This is a genomic window from Marinigracilibium pacificum (assembly GCF_012926615.1).
In the GTDB taxonomy this organism is placed as follows: Bacteria; Bacteroidota; Bacteroidia; order Cytophagales; family Cyclobacteriaceae; genus Mangrovivirga; species Mangrovivirga pacifica.
In genome coordinates this window covers 176,255-198,709 of record NZ_JABBNU010000004.1, presented here as the reverse complement: position 1 = coordinate 198,709, position 22,455 = coordinate 176,255, and the positions used below count along the sequence as shown (strand labels likewise).

General features: G+C 35.6%; 16 protein-coding genes. 12 read left to right on the top strand and 4 right to left on the bottom strand.

Annotation, left to right across the window (positions count from 1 at the left end; genetic code table 11):
* Window positions 1–26 precede the first annotated feature (26 nt).
* The 4 genes from HH304_RS07685 to HH304_RS07670 form a co-directional block, all read right to left on the bottom strand.
* On the bottom strand, window positions 27–1,925 hold the full coding sequence (locus HH304_RS07685; RefSeq protein WP_169679838.1) for a DUF3604 domain-containing protein: 1,899 nt from the start codon (window positions 1,923–1,925) through the stop codon (window positions 27–29).
* 252 nt (window positions 1,926–2,177) lie between these two features.
* On the bottom strand, window positions 2,178–3,749 hold the full coding sequence (locus tag HH304_RS07680; RefSeq protein WP_169679835.1) for an arylsulfatase: 1,572 nt from the start codon (window positions 3,747–3,749) through the stop codon (window positions 2,178–2,180).
* A 148-nt stretch (window positions 3,750–3,897) separates the two neighbouring features.
* Window positions 3,898–4,917, bottom strand: coding sequence for a hypothetical protein (locus HH304_RS07675; RefSeq protein ID WP_271711540.1), 1,020 nt, complete (start codon window positions 4,915–4,917; stop codon window positions 3,898–3,900).
* Between the two features lie 37 nt (window positions 4,918–4,954).
* Window positions 4,955–6,523, bottom strand: a complete 1,569-nt coding sequence (locus HH304_RS07670) for an arylsulfatase (protein WP_169679832.1) — start codon at window positions 6,521–6,523, stop codon at window positions 4,955–4,957.
* 299 nt (window positions 6,524–6,822) lie between these two features.
* Here HH304_RS07670 and HH304_RS07665 point away from each other — a divergent pair, with 299 nt between their 5' ends.
* The 12 genes from HH304_RS07665 to HH304_RS07610 all read left to right on the top strand — a co-directional run bounded on the left by HH304_RS07665 (window position 6,823) and on the right by HH304_RS07610 (window position 22,394).
* Window positions 6,823–7,878 (top strand): endonuclease/exonuclease/phosphatase family protein, encoded by a 1,056-nt coding sequence (locus HH304_RS07665; protein WP_169679829.1) that lies wholly within the window; start codon window positions 6,823–6,825, stop codon window positions 7,876–7,878.
* A gap of 2 nt (window positions 7,879–7,880) precedes the next feature.
* Window positions 7,881–8,567, top strand: a complete 687-nt coding sequence (locus tag HH304_RS07660) for a potassium channel family protein (RefSeq protein WP_169679826.1) — start codon at window positions 7,881–7,883, stop codon at window positions 8,565–8,567.
* Window positions 8,568–8,577: 10 nt separating this feature from the next.
* Window positions 8,578–9,213 (top strand): chloramphenicol acetyltransferase, encoded by a 636-nt coding sequence (locus HH304_RS07655; protein WP_169679823.1) that lies wholly within the window; start codon window positions 8,578–8,580, stop codon window positions 9,211–9,213.
* 72 nt (window positions 9,214–9,285) lie between these two features.
* Window positions 9,286–11,244: a monovalent cation:proton antiporter family protein gene (locus HH304_RS07650; protein WP_169679820.1), complete on the top strand. Its 1,959-nt coding sequence runs from the start codon at window positions 9,286–9,288 to the stop codon at window positions 11,242–11,244.
* A 169-nt stretch (window positions 11,245–11,413) separates the two neighbouring features.
* The gene (locus tag HH304_RS07645) at window positions 11,414–11,575 is read left to right on the top strand and encodes a DUF1328 family protein (protein ID WP_169679817.1); all 162 of its coding nucleotides are present in this window, start codon (window positions 11,414–11,416) and stop codon (window positions 11,573–11,575) included.
* Between the two features lie 219 nt (window positions 11,576–11,794).
* Complete coding sequence (locus tag HH304_RS07640) at window positions 11,795–12,820, top strand: c-type cytochrome (protein ID WP_169679815.1); 1,026 nt, start codon at window positions 11,795–11,797, stop codon at window positions 12,818–12,820.
* A complete protein-coding gene (locus HH304_RS07635) occupies window positions 12,817–14,154 on the top strand; it encodes an OprD family outer membrane porin (RefSeq protein ID WP_169679812.1) in 1,338 nt (445 codons plus the stop codon). Before HH304_RS07640 ends, HH304_RS07635 begins: the two co-directional genes overlap by 4 nt.
* Window positions 14,155–14,328: 174 nt before the next feature.
* Entirely contained in the window at window positions 14,329–14,901 is a 573-nt protein-coding gene (locus HH304_RS07630) for an HdeD family acid-resistance protein (protein ID WP_169679809.1), read from the top strand.
* Window positions 14,902–14,969: 68 nt separating this feature from the next.
* Window positions 14,970–15,380 carry an HYC_CC_PP family protein gene (locus HH304_RS07625; protein ID WP_169679806.1) on the top strand — a complete coding sequence of 137 codons (411 nt, stop codon included), beginning with the start codon at window positions 14,970–14,972 and terminating at the stop codon, window positions 15,378–15,380.
* Window positions 15,381–15,452: 72 nt separating this feature from the next.
* Window positions 15,453–19,391, top strand: a complete 3,939-nt coding sequence (locus HH304_RS07620; RefSeq protein WP_169679803.1) for an efflux RND transporter permease subunit — start codon at window positions 15,453–15,455, stop codon at window positions 19,389–19,391.
* The gene (locus tag HH304_RS07615; protein WP_169679800.1) at window positions 19,378–20,649 is read left to right on the top strand and encodes a TolC family protein; all 1,272 of its coding nucleotides are present in this window, start codon (window positions 19,378–19,380) and stop codon (window positions 20,647–20,649) included. The genes HH304_RS07620 and HH304_RS07615 overlap by 14 nt, the downstream gene beginning before the upstream one ends.
* 17 nt (window positions 20,650–20,666) lie before the next feature.
* Complete coding sequence (locus HH304_RS07610) at window positions 20,667–22,394, top strand: efflux RND transporter periplasmic adaptor subunit (protein ID WP_169679797.1); 1,728 nt, start codon at window positions 20,667–20,669, stop codon at window positions 22,392–22,394.
* Window positions 22,395–22,455 lie beyond the last annotated feature (61 nt).

The following is a 22,455-nucleotide window of genomic DNA, read 5'->3' as shown; positions in this document are numbered from 1 at the left end:
ACCGTGTTTTAAAAATTAAATCTGTGTTATTTTGATGGGGTATACCATATTGGAGATGTATAAGCTCTTTCTTGTAAACTCATCGGCACATCATCAGTCATCTCCAGATCATAATTCAGTGCATCATAAGCAGTCCATCGTGGAGTTGGGATCTGGATTACCCTGACATAGTAAAAAGCTCTTTGGTTTGGGTCAAAATCCGGATCAGTCCAGATGGCTTTTAATTCAGAATCTCCGATACTGTTTTCCCAAGTCGCTTTTTCAACATTGACTGTATTACCAACTTCAGGAAGATTACCATTGCTATCCAGGTTTCTTGAATCTGCATCACCCCAGGCAACATTAAAGATTTTTTCTTCAGTTTTTCCGTTTGAATTCAACCATCCTTTAATGATCTGTATACGATCAAGGTTTCCACCTTCAGGATCTTTATTTGCATAGACCATAAATACCGGAGCTTTGCCTTCAGGTGCATTAGAAAGATCTCCTCCCATCGGCACCCCTTTGTCATATCCGTTTTGAACCATATTGGAAATATCCAGATCATCTTCTGTATAATCAAAGCCACCAAAGAAACGAACTGTCATCCGAGGACCTGTTGAAGCATATGTTTCTCTTCGATGCATCGCATCCCAAAGTGCTTCACGTGTATTAGATTCTGCCCATACTCCAGTATAACCTGAAGCACCAAGTTCCCAACCGAGAACATAACCAGAAGGAAAATCAAGCGCTTTTTCGTCCCATCTTTCGGGGCTTGGTTCTGAAGAAGCGTATTTTCCCCAGAAATTATTCTCATCGGCTGTAGATAAACCGGTATGTGTATCTGTTCCTGATGCTAGTCCATACTTAAAAGGATTTACACCCAGCTTGTCTTCCAGCATCAGTCCATTTTTCAACGCACTACGTGTATATTCATATTGAAGCATTTCTTGTTCTTTAGGAACCATTACCAGGTTTCCTTTGTCCCATATCTCGAAACTGGCAAATTCATCATTGGCGGCAAGAGAAGGATGGACCTCACTTGTTCCTTTACCTTGAGTAGTTTCGTAGAGGCGCTCATATTTATTTCTTAGTGTGGCAAGTTCTTTAGTTAATTCGCTTCCGTCAAAAGCTACCGTGCGAAACATAAGACCATTGGATAAATTTCCATTATGTGGAATAGCCAGTAAATGGCCACCCGTTTTTTCTTCAAAATTCGCCATCCATTTCCACAGGTCTTCCGGATTTTCAGAGTCGAAAGTCGTCATTGGTGACATCTTGGACGCTATATCACCATTATCCCGGTAGATCACGTTACGGTGAAGGTTATTCCCCCCACCATAATTGGATGTCCACTCGTAGGCAATGAAAGCAGTAAATGTTCCGGGGTCATTATATTCTTCGACAATTTCAATATTTCGTAACCAAACTGATGCTGCAAATTCAGGGTCCATAAATACATCAGGTAGGTTTCCGTTTGATTGCCGATTTATTAAATCCATCATAACTGCTGCGGCTTTCTCACCACCAGCTTCCATATCTTCATGATATTGAGCAACTATTGGGTCGCCCATAACTTCCGGATCTCCCTCAATGACGGCATTGATTACACCTGCTCCATCTGAGTGATCTGTAATAGCCACCCAGTCTAAAGGTCGGGCAAGTTTTGCTTTTTGCTGTGATGCACTTATCACCTCTTCACCTCTGGCAAAGCGAAGTACTTCTTCAGGGCCAATACGGGTACCTGCTGCACCGGCATCGGCAGACCAGGCAGTATGCACGTGCTGATCGCCCCAGTAAACATCTCTTAAAGGATTGGTTTTAACCTCAACTTCAACGATGTCGTTTTCAGTTGATTCAGTTGTATCTTCACTTTCCTGGTTTCCTGAACAGGAACCAAGAAATACGAGTGATATTACAATAAGATAATAACTTATAGTTTTCATTGATCGTGTTGTTTTGTAAATAGCAGTTCTGATTAATGATTTTTATCGGGATTGATAACCAGAAAGCAATCAGTGTATTCTTATATAAGTTAATTCATTTATAATGATATTAAAATAATCGTTTCTGGTATTTAACTATACCGGGTATGTTATTTTCTTTTGAATATTATTGTGGGCTTTCATAAAATAAAAACCTGGTTGAGTTCAAAGCGAACGCAACCAGGTTTTTAAGTTTCAGTGAAATATATTTTCTTACTGCTTAGATTTATTTATAAACTCCTGAACGACATTAGACATATCAAATGATTTACCTCCCTGTACTGGTGGATAATCTGCCAGAGTTTTTAAATGTTGCCCCATCAATTCACCCATTGGCTGTAAGAGCCAGGAAACCTTTTGCATCAAGTGTCCATATGCATCGGTACTGGAATAACTTTCATAAGGGTCCATCCGGATATTAAATACTAATGGAACTGTTCGAGGAATTACATTCGCATAGTAGTCTTCCTTGGTAGAGAAGTGAAATTTCCATGGCCCCATTCGTACCGCAGTTAGTTTACTTTCATAGTAATGGAATATATGATTACGAGCTGATTGATCGGTTTTTCCCATCCAGTAATCAAGGTTATTTACTCCATCGATATATTGATTTTTACTCTTCATTACTTGTTCGGCAACGTTATCAACACCTGCTGCAGCTGCAAGGGTTGTGAATAAATCCTGGTGTCCCTGAATACCATTTAATGATCTTCCTTCAGGGATTTTACCCGGCCATCTTACCATACATGGTACGCGAATACCACCTTCATAGGTTGTCATTTTTTCTCCTCTGAATGGCGTAGTACCACCATGTGGCCATGAAGCATGCTCTGGTCCGTTGTCTGTAGAATAAAGGATGATCGTATTATCCAATAAGCCCATTTCCTCTAATTGTTGCAGTACATATCCGATATCAGAATCGTGCTGTAACATACCTGCGCCATAGTAATCAGCTTCACTGGTATATTTCTCGACTTTTTGTAACCATTCATCCTCAATACGAGTATAAAGGTGCATTCTACTGGTATTCAACCATACAAAGAACGGTTCATCCTCGTCTTTAGATCTTTTAATAAAATCAAGTGCTTTAGGAATGACTTCAGCCCTGTCAAAATTTTTCATACGCTCTTGAGTAAGCGGGCCTGTATCAGTAATACGTTGTTTACCAACTTTACCAAATCTAGGGTCATCAGTATTATCTTCTTTACCAGTCGCAAATGAATGTAATACGCCACGGGTACCGAATTTCTTTTCATAGTCTTCTAAATTGCCTGAATATGCCTTACCAAAATTCTGATAATCTCTTTGCTCTGCTTCTTCTTGTGTATTCAGGTGATACAGGTTACCAAAAAATTCATCAAAGCCATGTGCAGTTGGTAAGTGCTCATTTCTGTCGCCAAGGTGGTTTTTGCCAAAATGACCGGTACTGTATCCTTCTGCTTTCAACACTTCTGCCAGACATGGAGATTCTTTCTGAAGTCCCAGCGCATCACCAGGCTGTCCAACTGTTGTCATACCTGATCTGATAGGATATTGCCCTGTAATAAATGCTGCTCTACCTGCTGTACATGAAGGTTGTGCATAGTGATCTGTGAAAATAACGCCTTCTTTTCCTATTCGGTCAATATTAGGAGTTCTGTAGGCCATAACTCCATGCTCATAGGCACTTAAGTTTGACCACCCGATATCGTCTCCCCAAATAACCAGTATATTGGGTTTGTCCTGAGCGTTCAAAAGAACCGAACAACTCAGAAAAAGAATAAATAATAGTATTCTGCTTCTCATTGCTTTATTGATTTTGTGTGATAGATAGTAAGATTTTATTAACTGATATTGATAACAATTGTTTTATAAGTCTTCAATACTATTAATTTAATTTATAATGTTCAGATTTAAAATAAAACTTAAACTAAACTGTTACGGGTAAATATTGCTATAATCCTGTAAAGCGATAGTTTAAATTAAGCATGAACTGACTTCGTTTTCCAAATACCCCAAGTTCGGTCCTTAAAATCCAATGTTTATTAAATTGATATTGAGCACCAAATATTAAGTTCATAGGTTTTGCTACCTTCTTATCAAGCTTGTAATTTATTATTGCATTATCGGGATCTATTCCATTACTGATATCCTCAAGTTTATTGATAATTTGATTTGCAATTAATCGTTGGGGCGGAGGCAGGGTAGAAGCCCATTCTCTTAGATTATCAATTGTCTGTCCGCTACCGATATCTGGAAAGACATTTTGTAGTGGAATACTTCCTTCTGTATCACTCTGGATTATCTGGTAAAAGGCTCCGGCCCATACTGCAAGGCTTTTCTGGGGATTATTAGCATTGAAGAAAGTATGACCTATCCTTAGGCTACCGTTATATGCCGGTACAGGCTCAACCACTACTTCAACATCTGCCCAGTTATAATTATTATCCCAGGCCATCCAGACTGGCCCAACAGCCCCAACAAGTGTAACACCAAGGCCAAATGATGAAGCTCCAAAACGCTGAGATGTCTGGATTCCAATGGGTTCAATTAAAGTAACATCAGTCTGGGTTGTACCCCCTCCGATAATTGCATAAACATTCAGAAAAGGTAATATCCAGATATCCGGTCTGACAGTATAGGCATTGGTAGTAGCTACAGTAGGGGCAAATACTATAAAATCACTCATATCCACTAGTTCACTATTATTAAAACCCAATAAAGTTCTCTGAATATCAATCTCTTGAGTCTGAGTGAAATATACAGCACTTATTCCATAACCATACTGGATATCATAACCTCTTTTATATACCTTATCGCCTAAAATCGGGAGGAACTTATTATATTCCATGTTTTTAAGGCTATCAAAATAGTCATTATAGACTTCATTGTCATATGCCTGTCTTCCCTGTCCAAACGAATAGAAAGATGAAAATAAAATTAATACACAAACAATTTTTAAAGATCGAATCATAAATGTTTAGGCGATGGGCTTTATACCCACCATTTTTTTAATGCCCCAATCCTTCTTTTATTTTTTCCTCAATTGAACTCAAATTAAATGAACCCGGTGATTGACTTGGAGGATAATCCTTCATAGTTTGTAAAAATTCACCTGCTAATTGTTGAATTGGCACTAATACATAGGCTCTTTCTAACAACCAGTCATAATATACATTAGCATTGTGTTGTGCCTTTTCAAAAGGATCTCTTCGTAAGTTAAATATTGCAGGTACTCTTAATTCGGTAAAAGGCTCCATCCAGACTCCAAATGCTTCACCACGATTTTCAAGAAATACAACTTTCCAGTCATCATAACGGGCAGCAACGATCTGACCATCATCATTAACATACCAGAACTCATGACGGGGTGATTGATCTGTTTTCCCCGATAAATAATCATTCAGATTATATCCGTCAATATGATTTTTGTAGTTTCTACCATTTAGTCCAACTCCTTTTAATAGCTTATCTTTTATATCCGGTGCTCCTGCAATTGCAGCAAAGGTAGGTAACCAGTCTTCATGAGCAACGATACCATTTAATGTAACATTTGCTTGCCATTTGCCCGGCCACCTGACAAAAGCCGGAACCCTGTATGCTCCTTCCCAGTTAGAGTTTTTTTCACTACGGAAAGGTGTCGTTCCAGCATCAGGCCATGTATTATAATGCGGACCATTATCCGTTGAGTACATTACTACTGTATTATCTGCAATGCCCAGTTCATCTAATACTTTTAATAATTCACCTACATGCATATCGTGCTCAACCATGCCATCATGATACTCATCACCACTAGGACCTGAAATGCCTTTATGTTCTTCTTTTACATGTGTTCTGAAGTGCATTCTTGTGCCATTCCACCAAACAAAGAAAGGTTTACCGGCTTCGTTCTGCTCTTTGATAAATCTAATGGCTGCAGCTACAGTTTCATCATCGATGGTTTCCATTCTCTTTTTAGTCAATGGACCAGTGTCTTCGATTCGCTGACCTCCCTTGCCATCAGCCCAGCTATGAATAACCCCTCGTGGACCATAAGTCTCAAGAAAGGTCTTTCCGTTTTTAAGTTTCATGTCTCTAGGGTAATCACGGTTTTCCGGCTCTTCTTCAGCATTCAGGTGATATAAATTGCCCAGGAACTCATCAAATCCATGCATAGTAGGCAAGTGCTCATCAAGATCTCCCTGGTGATTTTTACCAAACTGACCTGTAGCATACCCCTGACTTTTTAACACGGTAGCCATCGTGACATCGGTCTTTTGCCAACCTTGTGCTGCTCCGGGTAAACCTACTTTTGTCATTCCTGAACGCACGGGTACGCTGCCCGAAATAAATGCAGCGCGTCCTGCAGTACAACTTTGCTGGGCATAATAATCAGTAAAGCCAACACCTTCTTTTGCTATTCGATCTATATTCGGTGTTTTATATCCCATCATGCCCCGGTTATTATGGCTGATATTCCAGGTGCCAATATCATCTCCCCATATTACCAATATGTTTGGTTTGTCCTGTCCAAATAAAGAAATAGAACAAAACAGACACAAAAGTAAACCCACTTTTAATTTTGTAAATTGTCTCATAGCGTTAAGAATGTTAATAGAAATTATCAATAGTGTCGTAGTAGCAAACAATAATGGAATATCGATTCCATTGATCAGCTTAGTCTAATACTAAATAAAATACATGTCACTTATTAAGTTAAATTATTAATATTTAATCTGCTAATAATCTAAATAATAAATAACAGTTTCGAGTATATAATAACCTGTATTAGATTTTGTATTATGATTGATTATTTAACTAGATTGAAATTGTTATCTTAAATAAATTCAATATCAATTATATTTAACTGATTATAACATACAAAGTCATTCTACTCGTGCCTCTATATCAAACTATTATACTGCGTATTCTAGCTATCGTTATCACTCTGATAACATTTATTCCTTTAATTAAAAGTGATTTCTGGACTTTCAGGGTTTTTGAATTTCCAAGGGTTCAAAAGTGGGTAATTAATTTTGTTGTATTATGTATATTTATTTGGCTATTCAATAAACTTAAGGCCTTCGATTATTTTTTTATTGCAGGACTGGTTTTAAGCCTTGGTTACTTATCATATCAAATATATCCCTATACTGTATTTTCAAAGGTTCAGATTAGTAAGGTCAGCAATAACCCACATGTTAAAATCAGGTTAATGATTTCTAATGTTTATCAGTATAATCGTAATTATCATAAGCTCACAAAATTAATATCAGAATATGAACCTGATATAATCTTGCTCGTAGAGACAGATGAAGATTGGAAAAATGCAGTCGATAAGTCATTAAGTGAGGATTACCATCAAAGAATTTACAAAGATCTGGATAATACCTATGGGATGCTATTGATCAGTAAATATGATTTGGAAAATACTGAAGTGAAATACCTTATCAAAGATGATATTCCATCTATCGAAACAATAGTAAATATTCAAAATCAAAGGATAAAACTATATTGTTTACATCCTGAACCACCAGTGCCTTCAGAGAATTCCTGGGCAACTGAGCGTGACGCCGAGATTTTAAAGGTTGGAAAAAAAGCAGCCAAAGAAAAATTGCCAGTTATTGTTGCAGGAGACCTGAATGATGTTGCCTGGAGTCATACCACAGAACTATTTCTTAAGACAAGTCAATTACTAGATCCAAGAAGGGGTAGAGGGTTTTACAATACTTTTAATGCGAAATATCCACTTTTGAGATGGCCCCTGGATCATGTATTTTGTAGCCATCACTTTCAATTAATTCAACTGGAAACTTTACCTAAAATTGGATCTGATCATTTTCCTGTACTAGTAGATCTGGCCTTAACCTATAAAGAAGATAAAGAAAATGAACTTGAATTAAATGATGAGGAAAAAGAAGAAGTAAATGAGAAGATTGAAAAAGCCGAATAATTATGGTTAAAAGAACTAAAATTAATCTATGGGTCAACTTTTTATTGACAGCAGTTTTATTCTATACAATCTTCATTAATAATATGGTACATGAAGATTATAAACAAAAGATTTATGGACTATTATATGCTGTCATTATCCTATTGTGTAGCTATGTTGTTTCCTTTAAATCAATTGAAGAAGGCTCAGGCAAAAAACCATGGACTTTCATAATAGGAGTAATATTATTTGCAAACAGAACTTTAGCTGCATTTATTGAAACTTCTATTTTTTTTAAAGTTATAGCATTTGTTGAGTTTCTCTTCTTCTTTTACATCGTTTTTAAGCTGATTTTCATTATTGCTGCGGCTAAAAAAGTTTCGTCAAGTGTAATTATTGAAGCTATAAACGGGTATTTACTTCTAGGTTTATCTCTATCGTTAATCATTGCCTTTGCATATACGTATGATAATAATTCATTTAACTTCTCTGCTAATCAAGCTGTATTAGATCAAGGAGTGGGTTCAAGAACCGGAATCTTTTTATACTATGGATTCGTTACACTAACAACCATAGGATATGGAGAATTAATCCCTACTTCAAATTTTGGTAGATCGATTGCAATTTTTACAGGGGTAGCGGGTCAATTATACCTTGCTATAATTCTTGCATTCCTAATTGGAAAATTAAACTCAATTTCAAAAGATTAACTTTTTACAATTGGCAAAATTCAAAATTCTCGATATTGATAACTGGAATAGAAGGGAACATTATCATTTTTTTAAGTCATTTGATGAGCCTTTCTATGGATTAACAGCAGATGTGAAATGTACAGGCGGATATAAATGGTGTAAGGCAAATGAAGAGTCATTCTCCTTATTTTATATGCATTCTATCTTAAAAGCTGTCAATTCAGTTAAAGCTTTTCGTTTACGAATAACTGATGAAGATAAGGTAGTGGAATTTGAAAGTATCGGGATATCATCTACTGTTTTAAGAGACGATAAAACCTTTGGATTCTCAAATATTGCATATAATGATGATTTCAAAGTGTTTAATAAAATGGTTAATAAAGAATTTGAAAGGGTAAAAAATAGTTCAGGACTAGATGTGTCGAAAAATACTATTGATGTCATTCATTTTTCATCAATACCTTGGGTTAAGTTCACCTCTATTAGCCATGCCAGAACATTTGGCACTAAGGATAGCTGTCCTAAAATATCTGTGGGAAAGCTTACTGATATATCGGGAGAGAAGGTAATTCCCGTATCAGTTCATGTTCATCATGCGTTGGTTGACGGTTATGATGTCGGGTTGTTTTTTCAAGCGTTGGAAAATAACTTAAACCAATACTGAATAAATAAAGTGCTTCTTTAGTATAGATCACACTATTGGGATATATTTAATCAAATCCTAAATATACTTCAAATGCATACTCCTGCCATATTAATCGATATTCTATATCTACTTGGAATATCCGTTATTGTGGTTTCTTTATTTCATAAGATCAATGTTCCGACAATTATTGGTTTTCTTATTTCAGGTATAGTTATCGGTCCATATGGATTAACTCTCGTTGCTGCAAATGAAGAAGTTGAAATGCTTGCTGAAATCGGCGTCATTTTATTGCTTTTTGTTATAGGTCTTGAATTTTCACTAAAGCAATTGGCTTTAATAAAGAAAACAGTTTTACTGGGAGGTGGACTACAGGTTGGGCTGACTATACTTTTTACAACAGGCATAATATATATTCTTGTTAAAGATTGGAGTCTTGCCGTTTTTATAGGCTTTTTGTTTTCATTATCCAGTTCGGCCATCGTTTTCAAAATGTTGCAAGACAGAGATGAAATGGATACCCCGCATGGCAGGTTTTCACTTGGTGTTTTAATTTTTCAAGATATCATCGTTGTTCCAATGATGTTATTGACTCCAATACTGGCAGGAAAATCAGATAATATTTTAGGAAGCATTTCAACTCTTGCTCTAAAAACTGTAATAATAATCATTTTTACACTTTTTGCAGCACGTTATCTGGTTCCAAAATTGCTGCATTCTGTGGCAAAAACAAGAAGTAATGAACTGTTCATATTCACTACTTTAACAATATGCCTAGGAGTTGCCGTAGGTACTGCTGAAGTTGGGTTATCATTAGCCTTTGGAGCATTTATTGCCGGTTTGGTTATCTCCGAATCGGATTATAGTCATCGCGCAGTTAGTTTGGTTTTACCATTTAGAGAATTGTTTACCGGGTTCTTTTTTATATCAATAGGTATGCTGCTTGATCTGTCTTTCTTGTTAAAAAATATTATAATAATTGTCCCGGTCTTAATTTTGGTATTTGTAATTAAAACTACAATTGCATCGATAGCTGCTATCTTATTAAAGTACCCGCTCAGGTCTTCCATTATTGGCGGGCTTTCTCTTTTCCAGGTTGGTGAATTTTCATTTATCCTATCACAAGTTGGTATAGATAATAATCTGTTATCAGCAGAACTTAATCAATACTTTTTATCAGTATCTATTATCTCAATGATATGTACACCTTTTATTATGATTAATTCTGAACGAATAAGTCAATATTTGGTAAAAAGGAAAAAGCAAAGAAAGAATATTTATAAAGAAACTGCATCTGATACATTACTCCATGATCATATAATTATAATTGGCTATGGGCTAAATGGGAAAAATGTGGCACATGCGTCAAAAATTGCCAACGTTCCTTATATAATCATAGAATTTAACCCTGATACGGTAATATTAGAGAAAGAAAAAGGAGAAAACATCATCTATGGAGATGCATCTAATGATTTTATCTTGCATAAAGCAGGAATAGAAAAGGCCAGAGTTGCTATAATAGCAATTTCAGACTCCGCTGCTATTAAAGGAATAATATCTAGTATTCGATCACACTCTGCTTCAATACATATTATTGTACGAACCCGGTTTGTAAAGGATATTGATACCTTGCTATTAACTGGAGCTGATGAGGTTGTGCCAGAAGAGTTTGAAACTTCTATTGAGTTATTTACACGAGCTCTACATAGGTATCTTATTCCGATTCAGCGACTTAAACAACTAGCTCATTCATTTAGGTCTGACAACTATAATGCATTGACAAAAGATAATACCTCAAAGGTTATAAGACCCTTGAACATTCCTGATATTAATATTGAAGCCATTACAATAATTAGAGAATCTGGAGGGTATATTAATAAACCTATCAAGGATACTGATATCAGGGAAAAGTATAAAATTAATATCCTTGGCATTAATAGAAATAATATTTTCATTACGGCTGATCCTGAAGAATATCTTAAGCCTAATGATGTTATTTATGTTAGTGGGAATTCCACTAATATTTCTCATTTCATAAAAGATGTGACTTAGGTTCTGTTAATCAATAAGTTGTGAAAATGTGATTGATATTTTCTACGATTAATGTAGAATATTATCCCCATAACTACCAAAGTAAATATTGAAAATGCCCAAAAACACTCAAATAATAAGTTGGCAGGCTTTTGGTAACAAATTGGGCAGAACTAAAAAATAATTCACTATGTTACGTTGGACAGTAATATTTCTGGTAGTTGCGATAATTGCAGCAATTTTTGGATTCGGAGGAATTGCAGCAGGAGCAGCATCAATTGCCAAAATCATCTTCTTTATTTTCGTTGTCTTGTTTGTATTATCACTACTTGCCAGACTTGTGAAGAAATAAAGAATAGTACGACATTGATATAAATTTAATGCCACTTATATATAGTGGCATTTTTTATTAGCCAAATGTGACTATAGTTACTTTTTACCAATCAACAGCAAGCTACTTTTGTAATTGATACCTGAAAAACATATTGGTTTCTGTAAAATCTGGTGTTTTCAGGTAAGGGGAGTTAGTTAAAAAAGCTTTACCTGAATTTGGTCTAATCAATTTTTTTAAATGAACATTGAAAAACTAATAAGTAAGCTGTCGATAATATTACTATTGCTGGTTTCAGGAGTTATAATAGTATTTACTATCCTGGAAGTAGCCTATATTAAACCTGATTTATTCAAATCAAAGGCTATTGTATCTAATTCAGAGATAAAATCCATAGAGTCTGATTTACCTTCCGGGAAAATTGGCCAGGAAATTAAATACGGATATTTATTAATTAGCCAATCTTCAAAATATATGGGGTCTGAAGTGAGTAGCGAAAGTCTCAGATACTCGGGAAATAACCTGTCGTGTACAAACTGCCATTTAGAGGGTGGGACGAAGGCTGGTGCTGCTTCGTGGGTAGGAATTTCAAAACGCTATCCTCAATTCAGGGGCAGAGAAAATAAAGTCTCTACCTTGGAAGAAAGAGTAAATGGGTGTATGGAGCGAAGTATGAATGGCATAAGATTACCCGAAGATTCTCCTCAGATGGAAGCAATTATTTCATACATGAATTGGCTAAGTGAGGGGGTTTCTGATTCTACAATAAACCTACATAAAGGGTTTGCCAATATCATTTTACCTGATTTTAAAGCCGATACACTTATTGGAAAAACTATTTACAAAGCAGAATGTCAGGTATGTCATGGTGAAAATGGTGAGGGAATAAAATCTAATTCAAGTACAAAATACTATGAATATCCACCATTATGGGGTGATGACACCTACAATCATGGAGCAGGTATGAATAGATTGCTCACAGCTGCAGCATTTATAAAAGGTAATATGCCTTTTGGACAGGCAACTTTAGATAATCCAAAATTATCTGATGAAGAAGCTATACATGTAGCAGCATATATTAATAAATTTAACAGACCAATAAAGGAAAATACAATTAATGACTTTCCTGATCTTAAACTAAAACCGGTTTCAACTCCCTATGGTCCATGGGATGATGATTTTGACTCTTTACAACATAAATATGGACCATTTAAGCCAATTGCAGATTATTATCAGGCTAAGTATAAAATCAAAAAGACGAAATGAGAGTAAGTATAGTTCTTTTCTTTCTTTTACTGGGTAGTGGAATATTTGCACAGGATCGCGATTCTATAAAGCATTCAGAGTTATCTGGTCAATTCCGAACCTTTTATATGAGTACCCTGAATAAAGATAGTTTGAGGGATTTTCATTCTATTGCTCTAGGTGGGTTTATCAAATATAAATACAAATTTAATAACCATTTTGAAGCGGCAGTTGCCGGGTATGTTTCGATTAATACTAATATTCAAGACCTAAGTATACCCGACCCAACAACTAACCGATTGAGCAGATATGAGCTTGGATTATATGATTTGGAGAACCCTGAAGATGACTTTATTCCTGTGTTAGGTGAATTATATGTCCGGTATCATAATAAAGGCCATGATATCAAAATAGGAAGAATGAAGGTTAAATCTCCGTTTTTGAATGGACAAGACGGAAGAATGATTCCAACATTTATTCAAGGTATCTGGTATAAGACTAACTCTATTAAAAATACAACTCTTCAATTAGGTCTTATAAATGAAATATCTCCGCGTTCTACAAATAAATTTTTCTCAATAGGGTCATCTATTGGCACCTATCCAACGGGAAGAAATGAGGACGGTTCTCCTTCAGGTTATAAAAACAATACCCATTCAGATTATCTGATTGTGACAAATGCTGATTATAAAATAAGCAAAGCTTTTAAAGTTGAACTCTGGAATTACTTTGCAGACAACCTGTTTAATTCGTTATACATAAGGCCATCTATATATCTTAATGATAATAAAACGACTATTAGCTTTGAATGGCTTAACCAAATAAGGGTAGGAGATGGTGGTAATTCGAATGATTCTTTAAGATACTTTACATCATCAAAAGCAAATATACTGGGTATAAAGTTTAATCAGAAAGTAAATAAAAGCAACTTCTCAGTTGCATATGATTATATTTTTCCATCCGGAAGGTATTTGTTTCCTCGAGAGTGGGGAAGGGAATTTCTGTTTAGTTTCCAGAAAAGGGAGCGTACAGAGGGCTTTGCAAATAATCATGCAATAGTTGTATCCTATCAACGGAATTTTGAGTGGAAGCAAAATACCTTCAATACTACGGTTAATGTAGGAAGGCATTTTAGGCCCACAGTAACAGATCCTGAATTAAACAAATATGCGATGCCAGATTATACACATGTCAACCTGGATCTCTATTATAAACATAAGAAATTGCCAAAGCTTGAGCCTGAATTGTTATTAACATGGAAACCAGGAAGTGGTACATATCCGGATAACCCAAACTTTATTATTAACAAAGTTGACATGTTTCAGATTAACCTGGTTATAAATTACAATTTATAAGTAGTTGATAATTAAGTTGATAAGCTATTTTGGTTAAAGTCTGAATTAATAAATAATTTAAAGTTATTTAAAAATTAAGCTCCTGTTATGTCTTCGTAAATAACAGTAAATCAGCAAGATAGGTGCTTGCTTTTATAAACTGTTTGGCTTATATTAATATAAACAACTACCACTATGGCCGAACAAATTATAAAAAAAGTTAAGTCAAATATCAAAAACTGGTATTTACATCTAATCACTGGCGTACTCCTTATAATCGTAGGAGTATATGCTTTCACACACCAAGTAACTGCTTATGTTGCTTTAGCTATTGTGTTTAGCATAACATTCTTGTTTACCGGGATTTCTGAAATTATATATGCCTTTTCAAACAGAGAGGAGCTAGATGGCTGGGGCTGGTCACTGGCTGGAGGTATTTTGGATTTAATAGTAGGAATTATATTGATTTCCAGACCGGAAATAAGCCTTGTTGTCCTGGCTTTTGTTGTTGGGTTTGGGCTTCTGTTCAGATCTATGTTAGGCATTGCCTGGTCGCTGGAAATGAAAAAATATGGCGAAGAAAATTGGGGTCTATTACTTGGTTTAAGCGTTCTGGGAGTAATATTTGCTTTTGTATTACTTTGGAATCCTGTGGTTGCCGGATCAACAGTAGTAGTATGGACAGCTATTACATTCGTTGTGATAGGTATTTTTGAAATATTTCTATCCCTTAAGCTTAAAAAGATAAAAGGTAAACTTTCTCATTAATCTTAAAAGGAATTAAATTTTTGTTTTTTAGTAACAATAATTACCTTTGCTCCGTTCAAAATGAAGATTTGAGAAAGTTATTATCCATATCGTTAGCATTATTATTGTTCCTGGGGAATAGCGGAATAACAATGGCCACTCACTATTGCGGTGGAATGGCTATGTTATCTGAATTGTCTATAGGCAATGATGATCTAAATTGTGGAATGGAAATTACTGATCATGAGTACGCTGATGGCCAAACTTATCTTAGTGGTCCAAAGTGTTGTGAAAATCATTATAATTCCTTTGAAGTAGATGAGCCAGTTGTACCTGGAAAGACTTCAATTGACAATATTAATTTCATTTTTCTCACTTCATTCGTTTATTCTTTTTCTACCATTTCCGTAGAACAAGATCTATCCACAAATCTTTATGAAGTTCCAATACCTCTGGTGATACGAGACTTGAATGTGCACTATGAGGTTTTTCGTATTTAGCGATTATTTATCAATAATTAAAATCTGCTTTAATGCAGAAAATATTTTATTGTTTGATAAATAAATTACGTCATGCTAAATAGGATAATTAAATATTTCCTTGAAAATAAATTAGTAACTACGCTTGTATTTGTATTCCTGATTGCCTGGGGAGTTGTAACATCTCCATTTAACTGGAACATAGATTTTTTGCCAACTGACCCGGTTCCGGTAGATGCAATACCTGATATTGGTGAAAATCAGCAAATCGTATTTACAAACTGGCCTGGAAGATCTCCACAGGATATCGAAGATCAAATTTCATATCCGTTAACGACTTATCTATTAGGGATTCCAGGTGTAAAATCAATCAGAAGTTCTTCAATTTTTGGATTTTCAAGTATCTACATCATTTTCGATGAGGATATTGAATTTTATTGGTCCAGATCGAGAATTCTTGAAAAGTTAAATTCATTGCCTTCCGGCTTATTACCCGAAAATGTTCAGCCTTCTTTAGGTCCTGATGCAACTGCTCTTGGACAAATATTCTGGTATACAATTGAAGGACGCGATAAAAATGGAAATCCTACAGGTGGCTGGGATCTTCAAGAGATCAGAACTGTACAGGATTTCTATGTTAAATATTCACTCAATTCATCTGAGGGTGTTTCCGAAGTAGCTTCAATTGGTGGATATGTTAAAGAATATCAAATTGATGTTAACCCGGATGCATTAAAAGCCTATAATATCCCGCTTGTTAAAGTAATGAAGGCAGTGGGGAATTCAAATAAAGACTTTGGGGCTAAAACTGTAGAAATTAATAAAGCCGAATACCTGGTAAGAGGATTAGGATATATAAAATCACTTGATGACCTGGAGCTGGCTGTTGTTGATGTACAGAATAATGTTCCGATTAGAGTAAAAGATATTGCAAGAGTATCTTTAGGACCGGCACAGAGAAGAGGTATTCTTGATAAAGACGGTGCTGAGGTAGTAGGAGGAGTGGTTGTAGCCAGATATGGCTCAAATCCTTTGGCTGTTATCAATAATGTAAAAGCTAAAATCAAAGAAATTTCACCTGGTTTACCAACCAAAACACTTGCAGATGGGACAGAATCTCAACTAACTATTGTTCCGTTTTACGACAGGTCAATACTTATTCATGAGACTTTAGGAACTCTTGAAGAAGCTCTTTCACTGGAAGTTCTAATTACAATTCTTGTTGTGATTGTAATGATCCTTAATTTGAGAGCCTCGGTATTAATTTCCGTTCTACTACCTATAGCTGTTCTAATAGTATTTATAGCTATGAGATATTTTGGTGTAACTGCAAACATCGTTGCACTATCAGGAATAGCCATAGCAATTGGTACGATGGTTGATTTGGGAGTGATTCTTTCTGAAAATATCATCAAGAAGATCGATGAACAAAAACTAAACCAGCCCGATACAAAAGCCGATCCCGGGTATTTCGAAAAATTGAAAAATGCAATATTCGAAGGAGCAGCCGAGGTTAGTTCTGCAATCTTGACTGCAGTGTCTACCACTATTGTTAGTTTTATCCCGGTATTTGCATTGCAGGCTGCAGAAGGGAAACTTTTCAGACCTTTGGCCTGGACTAAAACATTTGCATTGATTGCTGCTTTATTGGTTGCCTTGTTTTTGTTACCTACTATTGCGAATTGGGTATTTGGTATCAGATTAAAGTCTAAAAAATCAGCATTAGTTCTAAATATAAGCTTAATAATAATTTCCCTGATAGCTCTTTTCTCCGGGATTATTTGGACTGGAATTGCTTTGATGGTTTTTGGAGTTCTTGGAATTCTAAAATCAACAATTTTACCGACTGAAAACAATTTCAAACCAAGCTGGGTAAATGTAATTTATACCAATGCAGAGCTTATATTAAGTATACTTATAGTAATCGTTTTATTAGGTTACTATTGGCTACCTCTTGGAGCAGGAGTTAGTTTAGTAATAAATATACTTTTTGTTTCTATACTAGTAGGTCTAATCCTTGGAGGATTTATTCTTCTGGAAAAATTCTACCCATACCTACTTGATATTTGTCTAAATTTCAAAAAAGCATTTTTAGCCATACCATTAACTCTTATGATCCTAGCATTAAATATATGGCTAGGATTTAACACAGTCTTTGGTTTTATAGGCTATGGTTTTGATAAGCTAGGGATAAATATCAGAACAACAACTATCTGGTCATCATTGTCACATACATTCCCGGGAATAGGAGAAGAGTTTATGCCAGCATTAGATGAAGGGAGTTTCTTACTCATGCCAACATCAATGCCTCATTCGGGAATTGAATATAATAAGGAAACCCTGGCTCAGCTTGATATGTTGGTAACCAGTATTCCTGAGGTAGAACTTACCGTAGGTAAACTTGGTCGGGTGGAATCTGCCCTTGATCCGGCCCCAATATCAATGTTTGAAAATGTTATTAACTACAAATCTGAATTTTTAACAAATGAAGATGGTAGGAAAATAAGGTATAGAACTGATAAAAGGGGTAGGTATATTCTTAATAAGAAAGATAAATACGGCGGTGAACTTCGTTTTGACAAGGGTGAAAGCATATTTTATGATAGTAAAGGAGAGAAGCTAGAGTCAAATTTACAACACTCTCTTTCTGAAGTAATTAATGACAAACCAAGAAATGAGCTAATTGAAGATAGCAACGGTGAATACTTTCGCGTATGGAGAGACCACATTAACTCTCCTGACGATATCTGGCAAGAGATTGTAAAAGTAACTAAGATCCCTGGAGTAACGTCAGCGCCTAAGCTGCAGCCTATAGAAACCAGACTTGTTATGTTGCAAACTGGTATGCGGGCTCCAATGGGTATCAAAGTTTACGGTCCCGATTTGAAAACAATTGAGTCATTTGGGATGAAGCTTGAAGAAATTTTAAAGCAAGTTCCATCAGTAAAAAAAGAGGCAGTTTTTGCAGACAGGATTGTTGGAAAGCCATACTTGCATTTTGATATCAAACGCGATGAGGCTGCCCGTTTTGGACTAACAATTGAAGACATTCGTGAAGCACTTGAAACTTCTGTAGGAGGTATGCAAGTTACAACTACTGTTGAAGGAAGAGAGCGATTCCCAGTCAGAGTTAGATACCCGAGAGAGTTAAGAAATGATCCTGAATCTTTGAAAAAAATTCTTTTACCAACTCCAACTGGAGTACAAATACCTTTGGAACAAATTGCTGATATAGAATATGTAAAAGGTCCTCAGGCAATTAAGAGTGAAGAAACCTTTCTAACAGGCTATGTATTGTTTGATAGAAAATCTGAGTTTTCGGAGGTTGAGGTGGTTGAAGAAGCTAAAGGAGCGATAGATGCGGCTATTTCATCAGGCAGATTAAATGTCCCTCAAGGTTTAAGCTATAAATTCTCAGGAACTTATGAAAATCAAATAAGAGCTGAAAAGAGACTAACCATAATTGTACCCATTGTTTTGGGACTGGTTTTCATGATTCTTTATTTTCAGTTCAGATCGGTGACAACTTCACTAATGGTATTTACAGGTATAGCGATGGCTTTTAGTGGCGGATTTATATTGATCTGGTTGTATGGAGTAGAAGGGTTTGGTGATATTAACCTTTTCAATATAAACCTTAAGGAAATATTTCAAATCCATCCGATCAACCTAAGTGTTGCTGTATGGGTTGGTTTCATTGCTCTGTTTGGTATAGCTACCGATGATGGAGTCCTTATGGCTACCTATCTGGATCAAAGTTTTTCAAGAAATAAACCTGATAGTATTAAATCCATACAGGCTGCAGTTGTTGAGGCTGGGAAAAAGAGAATTACACCGGCAATAATGACTTCTGCAACAACTATTATAGCCCTGTTACCAATTCTGACTTCTTCTGGAAGGGGATCAGATATTATGATACCAATGGCTATTCCTGCTTTTGGAGGTATGCTGGTATCATCTATATCATATTTTATCGTTCCGGTGATTTATTGCTGGAGAGAAGAAAAAAGATATCAAAATGAAAAGAAATAGATATAATTCAATGATAAGACCTCAGTTGATCCTTGCTGTTTTAATCTATATAGCTATTCCTTCATTTGGGCAAAGCTTTGAAGATTATTATAAAATAGCTCTTGAGAATAATCCGGGACTTAAAGCTAAACACCATCAATTTGAAGCATCAATGCAGCGAATTGATCAGGCTACGAGTCTTCCTGATCCAACATTTTCCTTTGGATATTTTATATCACCAGTAGAAACAAGAGTTGGTCCTCAAAGAGCAAAATTGTCATTGTCGCAAATGTTTCCATGGTTTGGAACTTTAAAAGCTAAGGGTAATTCAGCAGCTATTGCAGCTTCCGGGAAATATCAGGAATTGCTCAATGCTCAAAGCCAGGTATATCAAAAACTAGCCGGATATTATTATCCATTATACGAACTTGATAAAAAGATTTTCATACTGGAACAAAATATTGAACTTCTTGAGACATATAAATCAATCGCTCTAATCAAGTTTGAAAATGGCCAGGTTCCTATGGTTGATGTGTTACGAACAGATTTGTTGATTAATAAATCTGAAACCGAAATAACAATTTTGGAGAAGCAAAAATCAACTTATACAGTTGGCTTCAATTCATTATTAAACAGAGCTCCGGATACGACAGTAGTCATTTCAGATACTATAATAATTTCACAAGAAAAGCTGCTATACAGGTCTGATTCTTTATTTGATAATCATCCATTAGTAAAATCTTATGAATTTCAAGCTGCTGCTTCAGAAGCACAAATAGATGCAATTACAGCTCAAAGTAAACCCGGATTCGGGGTAGGGTTGGACTATGTAATAGTTGGTGATGCTCCAATGCCTGTCGAGGATAGTGGCAGAGATATAATTATGCCGATGGTAAGCATTTCCTTACCGATTTTTGGCGGAAAATATAAAGCTGCTAAAAATGAGGCTAAGGCTATGGCTGAATCGTATAATCAAATGAGGCTTCAATCAATAAATGATTTTCAATCAGGCTATTCATTGACAAGTTTTAAAATGGAAAAAGCACTTGACAAGCTGAATTTATACGATAAACAAATTCAGAATCTGAAGCAAATGCTTAATCTTCAATTCAAAGCTTATGCAAATAGCGGTGAAAATTTTGAAGAATTACTTCGGATTCAACAAGAGTTACTCGAATATCAATCTCTACAGTTAGAAGCAATAAAAGAGTATAAATTATCCGAGGCTGAATTAATGTATTACCTGGACCAAACAGGGAACAAACAATTTGAAGATTAAATCGAACAAGAAATAACATGAAAATATCAAATAAAAGTAAACTATTTGCCTACGGTATCTTTATGCTATTGATAGGTATTATATCAGGGTTAGTTATAGGAAACAAAGGTGAAAACGAATCTTCTGCTGATGCATCGATGACTGAACATAACCATGCGGAAGAAACGATTTACACCTGTTCAATGCACCCGCAGATTAGACAACCAGAGCCGGGTGACTGTCCGATTTGTGGTATGGATCTTATTCCGGCAGAAGGGGATTCTGATGAAAATACAGACCCGGAAGCTGTAACAATGTCTAAATCTGCTATGAAACTGGCAAACATCCAGACTATGCAGGTAAAAAAAGGGGAAGTTGGAAAAGTTATTCGATTAACTGGAAAAATAAAGCAAGATGAAAGAAAAGTGTTTCTACAGACCGCTCATATTCCGGGTAGAATAGAAAGGCTTAACATTAACTTTACAGGTGAAAAAGTGAAGAGAGGCCAGGTAATTGCTTATATCTATTCACCAGGCCTGGTTACTGCTCAAGAAGAATTAATTGAAGCAGGTAAGATAAAAGAAAGTCAACCTCAATTATATGAATCAGCATTTAGAAAGCTACGCAACTGGAAACTTTCAGAAAGCCAGATTAACAGAATTGTTAGTTCGGGTAAGATATTAAATGAATTTCCTATTACCGCAGACGTTTCCGGATATGTGATTGAAAAAACAGTTAATATTGGAGATCATGTAAAACAGGGTGAATCACTTTACAAAATTGTAGATCTGTCTTCAGTATGGGTTTTATTTGATTTATATGAAGAAGATATATCATGGGTAAAAGAAGGAGATGATATATCATTTAAGATAAAATCCTTACCAGGTAAAAATTTTAATGAAAAGATAGATTACATAGACCCGGTAATAGATCCACAAACCAGAGTTGCTTATGCCAGAGTAACCTTGAAAAACTCTGATTTGAACCTGAAACCTGAAATGTTTGTATCAGGAGTGATTGATGCTTCTGAGGAGATGAGTAGTGAATCCATAATTATTCCGGAATCGGCAGTGATGTGGACAGGAACCAGATCTGTAGTCTATATCAAAGATTCAAATCAAGAAAATATTGCATTTAGATTAAGAGAAGTAACCCTGGGACCTAAAACTAACGATCAATATGTAGTATTGGAAGGTTTAAAACCAGGAGAAGAAGTGGTAGTAAATGGAACTTTTAGTGTTGATGCCGCAGCTCAGTTGGCGGATAAACCGAGTATGATGAATAGGAATAATACAGGGATTGATTTATCTGACAATCTGACTATCACAGGTGAAAAGGAAATAAATGAATTGATTTCAACCTATCTTGAGTTAAAAGATGATCTGGTAAATGATGATTTCACTAAAGCTTTGGAGTCTGCCAAAAGCATGAAAAAATCAGTTTCAGATATTAATACAGCCAATTTCGATGGTGAAGCAGTAAATGAGATTAAAGAACTAAAAGAAGATTTGCTCAAAGAAATTGATCTCTTCAATAAAACAGGCGACATAAATAAGTCCAGACAAATATTCATCACAATGTCTGATAAGATAATTGAAACAGCCAAGTTGTTTAACTTTAAAAATGAGACCTATTACGTTCAGCATTGTCCGATGGCAAATAATAATTCAGGAGCAGACTGGTTAAGTAAAGAAGATGAAATCAAGAACCCATATTTTGGAGCTTCTATGCTTTCATGTGGCGAAATTAAAACAATAGTAAAATGAAGGATTGCTGTAACACGGATAAATACCAAGTTAGAAAATCAAAGGCAAACCGAATATTAAA